A 5613-nucleotide genomic window follows, 5' to 3' on the forward strand; every position below is an offset into this window, starting at 1 on the left:
CCCGGGTCGCGTCAACCCCATTGACGCGACCATTCTAAAAAGGTGGCGTGGTGAGGAATCGCCGTCCGTTTTACGGCGGCGAGGATGTCAACTTAACACCCCACACCCCACACCCCACACCCCACACCCTGACTGATAACCGATGACTATTCACTGATAACTGATGCCAGGGCTTGACGGGCAATTTTTGTGACGTAGAGGGTGACGGCAACGGTAGCGATAAAACCGATCAGGCGAATAGTCCATTGTAAAACTGGGTTAGTGGCTGGTGCCGAGGTCCCGATAGTGGCAAGATTGCCGGCTAAAGAGCCAATATAAACATACATTATTGTCCCCGGAATCATGCCTGCGGAACCTAGTAGATAATCTTTCAGGGAAACCCCAGTGACACCATAGGCATAATTGAGCAGATTAAAAGGAAATACGGGAGATAAACGGGTTAAAAGCACTATTTTTAGTCCTTCTCTCCCCACAGCTTCATCGATAGCTTGAAATTTATTATTACCTTGAATTTTTTCCGCTACCCAACCCCTGGCCAGATAACGTCCCACCAGAAAAGCGGCAGTAGCGCCGATAGTTGCCCCGATAAAGACGTAAAAAGAGCCTAAAACCACGCCAAAAACCACACCAGCCCCGAAAGTCAGGATTGAACCGGGAAAAAAGGCCACAGTAGCTAGAATATAGATAATTATAAACGCGATCGCTCCCACGCCTCCCAAACTATCCACCCAAGTTAAGGCATTGAAAAGAATAGTTTGAGGATTAAAACCTGTGGAGGCACTGGATTGGAGGGCAAAAGCGGGGGGAGTAGTCAGGAGAAAAACAAGGCTAAATGTAGTTAATAACAGTAAATGCCTGATAATCACAGTTTTTCCTAAGGGCAAAAACTTGGAAATAATCATAAAAAGTCCCTATAAGGAATGAAAAAAGAGAGATTGAACTATAGAAGCGAATTGAATAGAACTGGGAGCCATTCTACCCTAGTTATCATTGTTCAGACCAGAAAGCCAAGCCTGAAACTTCCCAGAAAATCCCCCTCTCTGGGAGAAGATAAGACAACCAACAGCCCGGTAATTTTTGCTCTTTACTTGATATTACACCTTGCCGTCTCTGGGGAAAAAATGTCACAATTAGAAATAATTAGCATTGGATATAGCAATCAATCTATGAAAATCATCCCCAAGGTCAAAGCACCTACCTTCCTGCAAATGGCACAATGGATCATTAATCCCGTAGCTTTTATGGAAAATGCCGCCCGCAAGCATGGCGATATTTTTAGCACGAAAGTGGGTTTAACTGTAGATAATTTTATCTTTATCAGTAGTCCTGCGGCCCTACAACAGCTTTTAACTAATGACCGTAAACAATTCTCGGCCCCGGGGGAAGCCAATCGGATTATTGCCCCGATTATTGGTGATTATTCCGTCGTCATGTTAGACGGAGATATCCACAAAAAACGCCGTCAGCTTTTATTGCCACCTTTTCACGGGGAAAGAATGCGTTTGTACGGCGATTTAATCCGCGATATTACCCTGAGAGTAATGGCAGAATTGCCCGAAAATCAACCTTTTAAGGCCCGTTCAGCGACCACAGCGATTGCTTTACAAGTAATTATGGAGGCAGTTTTTGGAATTAGTCAAGGGGAACGTTATCAAACCCTGAAAAAAACTCTCGCTGAAATGCTCGATATTTTTAACTCTCCGGTGATGGCTTCTTTATTATTTTTCCCCATTTTGCGGGCTGATTTTGGTTCCTGGAGTCCCTGGGGAAAATACCAGCGTTTCCAAGAAAAAATTGATGATATTATCTACACAGAAATTGCCGAAAGAAAAGCTAATCCTAACCCCAATCGCACCGATATTTTATCACTACTGATGTCGGCCCAGGATGAAGAAGGCAACCCGATGAGCGATAAGGAATTGCGCGATGAATTAATGACCTTATTATTCGCAGGTCATGAAACCACGGCCACTGCTATGTCTTGGGTGCTATACTGGACCCATCGCTACCCAGAAATTAAAGCAAAAATTCTGCAAGAAATAGCCACTTTAGGAGATAATCCTAACCCGATTGATATGACTAGATTACCCTATCTTTCGGCGGTTTGTTCGGAAACTTTACGCATTCATCCCGTGGGAATGTTAACTTTTCCGCGAGTAGTGGAAGAACCGGTAGAACTAGATGGTTATCCTTTAGAAAAAGGGACAATTCTTATGGGTTGTATTTATCTAGCTCACCACCGCGAGCAAACTTTCCCCGATTCCCATACTTTTAAACCAGAACGCTTTTTAGAAAAACAATTCACCCCCTACGAATATATACCTTTTGGTGGTGGAGCGCGTCGTTGTATCGGGGAAGTTTTAGCTATCTACGAGATGAAAATCGCTATCGCCACAATTTTAGCCAATTATCAGTTAACTCTAGTTAATAATACCCCCGAAAAACCTAGCCGCCGCGGTGTAACCCTTGCTCCCTCGCGAGGAGTTCCCATGGTCTTAAAAGGACGACGGGAACCTCTGGTGACTGCCCCGATGCTCGCCGAAATTTCTTAACAAAACTGACAAACTATTGTACAATCAGAGTTGTGGTATCCTCTATCATAACTCTGTTTTTTTGTCAATAAAATTGGGGATAATTATGGTCTTAATTCGTTTAGCTAAATCTTGGCAAATTTCCGAAAATGAAGTTACTTCTGAAAGTGTTTATTTTAACCGTCGTCGCTTTTTACAGGGGTTAATCGGGGCAGGAATTGCGGGGAGTTCCCTATTATTAACTGGTTGTGGTAAATCCTCCTCCTCGGAAGCTTTAGAAAAAAGTTTGCAATTACCTAAAATTGAAGGCTTCAGCAAGAATCCGAATTTTTTAACTGTAAATCGCCCCATAGTTGCCGAAACTGTAGCGGGGAGATATAATAATTTTTATGAGTTCGGAGGGGGCAAAAATATCTGGTTAAAAGCGCAGAAATTACCGACGAATCCTTGGACGGTAGAAGTGGGAGGATTGGTAAAAAATCCCCAAACCTACGATATAGATACTATTAAAAAAACCTTTCCTCTCGAAGAAAGAATCTATCGTTTTCGTTGTGTGGAAGCTTGGTCAATGGTCTTACCTTGGTTGGGTTTTCCGATGAGTGCTTTAATCGCGGCAGTGGAACCAAAACCCGAAGCAAAATTCGTCCGTTTCACCTCCTTTTATGATCCCGAAATTACTAAAGGGCCAGGATTACATTTAGGAGCCTTACCTTGGCCCTATACAGAAGGTTTAAGAATTGAAGAAATGGCCAACGAATTAGCTTTCTTTGCCGTGGGAATTTTCGGTCATGATTTACCCAAACAACAGGGCGCACCCTTGCGAATGGTTATTCCTTGGAAATACGGTTTTAAAGGAGCAAAATCGATAGTAAAAATTGAATTTACCGCCAAACAACCCGCCACCTACTGGAACACAATTGACGCTCACGAATACGATTTTGAGGCTAATGTAAACCCCAGTAAACCCCATCCCCGTTGGTCGCAAGCAACGGAGAAATTTATCGGCAGTAGAAGTGATTTATCTTGGGAAATTATCGAAACTCTGCCCTATAATGGCTATAGTGAATATGTAGCTAGTTTATATAGTTAAGTCCTATGATTATCCCCGGTTTATTCAGTTGAAGGAAGTATTTATGGATAATAAAAACCTGTACGAACAAGACTTTTATCTCTGGATTAGAACTACCATTAATCAACTGCAAGCGAGACAGTTTGAGCGGGTAGATTTAGAGAATTTACTGGAGGAGTTAGCAAGTATGGGAAGGAGTGAAAAGCGCACAATTGAAAATCTTTTGATTCAATTGCTGGTACATTTGCTGAAACTAACTTACTGGACAGGAGAAAAAGCTAGAAATGAGGGTCACTGGAAAGGGGAAATTAGAAACTTTCGCCGACAAATAATCAAAGAAGTTAAAGATAGTCCTAGTCTGAAACCCTATATTCTCGAAATTTTCGATGAATGTTATCTTTCAGCCCGAAAAAATGCCAGTGATCGCTCTCAATTATCCCTCGATACTTTCCCCGCTATTCCCATTGGTTCCCTTGAACAAATTCTCGATGAAGATTGGTTTCCTGCGGGCGATAATCTGGAAATATAGCCATCAGTCAGGCTGCTCCATACTGCTGTAACAAAAAACAACCGTACCCCGATAGCGATCGCTAAAGGTCGAATAATTGTAAATTTCTGTCAAGGGGTGCGGTCAGATCGAAGAATCATCGCTAGAATGAGCCTAACTGTCAGGAATTTAGTTAAACAAGGTTTTTGGCAATATGCTAATCTGGCTAACAAGCTTTTGGGCGTGATATAGGGAAAAGTTCTGGCAATCGCGCCTAAATAGAGTGTTATACGGAAAGTTGACCCATATCGTTACCCCAGAGAGTGTTGTACGGAAAGTTGACCTATAAGATGTAGTTAGACGGAATTTTGGAAGTAAACCAACGAGATTATGTTAAGCAGAGTGTCACAATTAATAGCGATTAGTTTGCTGTGTTTAGTGGGCTGCTCTGGACGAGCTAGTAATAATAATGAACCTGCTTTCCCCAAAAAGACAAGCGTAACTGAGTCTGAGCTATCTGGTTGTTGGTCTCAAAGCTTGGGAGTGGGTGGTACATTATTGAAAAATACATATACCCTTGAATCAGGAGTTAATTACACTCGAAGAAGTAAATACACCGTTGGCCCACCTGAAGCTGTTTCTCTTCCCGAAGCTGTTTTCTTTGGAAAATGGATTATTGATAATGAGGATGTCAAAATCAAAGAGAGTCAAGACGATGCAGAAAAAACCATAACCCTGAAGGTGATTTCAAACCACGAACTGAAACTTCTAGGATCAAGCTCAAATGCTTTATTGTTAAGATGTTAAGTGTGATCGCCATCTTTGTTGTTCAGGGTAAAATAGAGGGGTTAATTTTGAAATCGAGGTCATACCGATGACAGTCCGCCAACGACGTTACAGCAAAGAAGAGATAGCCCAACGCGGGCAAGAACTTTATGAGTCTGGCATTCGGCAGCAAGTCGAAGCTGGCAACGAGGGCAAAATCCTAGCGATCGACATCGAAACCGGAAATTTTGAGGTTGATGAAACGGTCGTAGCTGCAACTAATCGGCTGTTTGAGCGCAATCCCGATGCCCAGCCTTTTGGAATTCGGATTGGACATCGCGCCGTTTATCACTTTGGTTCGCGGAGTTTGAAGAAGGGTCAATGATATATGGAGTGGTGAATTTGCGTCGGGAAGCCACGCTTTCCCTTGTTGTTGGTAATTCATCTGGTCAAAGAGAATTCATCAATACCGTGATTGATACAGGGTTTGATGGCTTTCTGTCTTTACCCTCTGAAATCATTGTTCGTCTTGGATTGCCTTGGACGATTTCCAACCCAGCAACTCTGGGGGATGGTAGCGAAGTCTTGTTTGATTTTTACCGAAATTTTGGGTTAAAGCCCCGTCCTTTTAGGACGGCTTTTTAAACTATAGCTTGTTAACTTAACTTTATATTGTGCTATACTGATTTTGTCTAAGTACCCCCTGCGTAAAATGTTTGTCTTAGAGTTTAAAGTTAAAGCTAAAACTCAACAGTATCAAG

The 5613-nt window shown here is 42.5% G+C and carries 7 protein-coding genes; 6 read left to right on the forward strand and 1 reads right to left on the reverse strand.

Annotation, left to right across the window (positions count from 1 at the left end; genetic code table 11):
* Positions 1–146: 146 nt before the first annotated feature.
* On the reverse strand, positions 147–902 hold the full coding sequence (locus tag BGL89_RS08730; protein ID WP_286825373.1) for a TVP38/TMEM64 family protein: 756 nt from the start codon (positions 900–902) through the stop codon (positions 147–149).
* A gap of 264 nt (positions 903–1166) precedes the next feature.
* Between BGL89_RS08730 and BGL89_RS08735 the strand changes: the two genes are divergently transcribed.
* The 6 genes from BGL89_RS08735 to BGL89_RS08760 all read left to right on the forward strand — a co-directional run bounded on the left by BGL89_RS08735 (position 1167) and on the right by BGL89_RS08760 (position 5497).
* The gene (locus tag BGL89_RS08735; protein WP_286825379.1) at positions 1167–2552 is read left to right on the forward strand and encodes a cytochrome P450; all 1386 of its coding nucleotides are present in this window, start codon (positions 1167–1169) and stop codon (positions 2550–2552) included.
* A gap of 85 nt (positions 2553–2637) precedes the next feature.
* Positions 2638–3621 (forward strand): protein-methionine-sulfoxide reductase catalytic subunit MsrP, encoded by a 984-nt coding sequence (msrP, locus tag BGL89_RS08740; RefSeq protein ID WP_286825374.1) that lies wholly within the window; start codon positions 2638–2640, stop codon positions 3619–3621.
* A gap of 43 nt (positions 3622–3664) precedes the next feature.
* The gene (locus BGL89_RS08745) at positions 3665–4129 is read left to right on the forward strand and encodes a DUF29 domain-containing protein (protein WP_286825375.1); all 465 of its coding nucleotides are present in this window, start codon (positions 3665–3667) and stop codon (positions 4127–4129) included.
* A 348-nt stretch (positions 4130–4477) separates the two neighbouring features.
* Complete coding sequence (locus BGL89_RS08750; protein WP_286825376.1) at positions 4478–4894, forward strand: hypothetical protein; 417 nt, start codon at positions 4478–4480, stop codon at positions 4892–4894.
* A gap of 67 nt (positions 4895–4961) precedes the next feature.
* Positions 4962–5237: a hypothetical protein gene (locus tag BGL89_RS08755; RefSeq protein ID WP_286825377.1), complete on the forward strand. Its 276-nt coding sequence runs from the start codon at positions 4962–4964 to the stop codon at positions 5235–5237.
* Positions 5234–5497, forward strand: coding sequence for a pepsin/retropepsin-like aspartic protease family protein (locus BGL89_RS08760; RefSeq protein ID WP_286825378.1), 264 nt, complete (start codon positions 5234–5236; stop codon positions 5495–5497). The genes BGL89_RS08755 and BGL89_RS08760 overlap by 4 nt, the downstream gene beginning before the upstream one ends.
* Positions 5498–5613 lie beyond the last annotated feature (116 nt).

Source organism: Microcystis sp. LSC13-02, assembly GCA_002282935.1.
Taxonomy (GTDB): Bacteria; Cyanobacteriota; Cyanobacteriia; order Cyanobacteriales; family Microcystaceae; genus Microcystis.

Coding starts and splice junctions, on each gene's coding strand:
- msrP (WP_286825374.1), top strand. CDS start 2,638: ATGGTCTTAATTCGTTTAGCTAAATCTTGGCAAATTTCCGAAAATGAA.
- BGL89_RS08745 (WP_286825375.1), top strand. CDS start 3,665: ATGGATAATAAAAACCTGTACGAACAAGACTTTTATCTCTGGATTAGA.
- BGL89_RS08755 (WP_286825377.1), top strand. CDS start 4,962: ATGACAGTCCGCCAACGACGTTACAGCAAAGAAGAGATAGCCCAACGC.
- BGL89_RS08730 (WP_286825373.1), bottom strand. CDS start 902: ATGATTATTTCCAAGTTTTTGCCCTTAGGAAAAACTGTGATTATCAGG.
- BGL89_RS08760 (WP_286825378.1), top strand. CDS start 5,234: ATGATATATGGAGTGGTGAATTTGCGTCGGGAAGCCACGCTTTCCCTT.
- BGL89_RS08750 (WP_286825376.1), top strand. CDS start 4,478: ATGTTAAGCAGAGTGTCACAATTAATAGCGATTAGTTTGCTGTGTTTA.
- BGL89_RS08735 (WP_286825379.1), top strand. CDS start 1,167: ATGAAAATCATCCCCAAGGTCAAAGCACCTACCTTCCTGCAAATGGCA.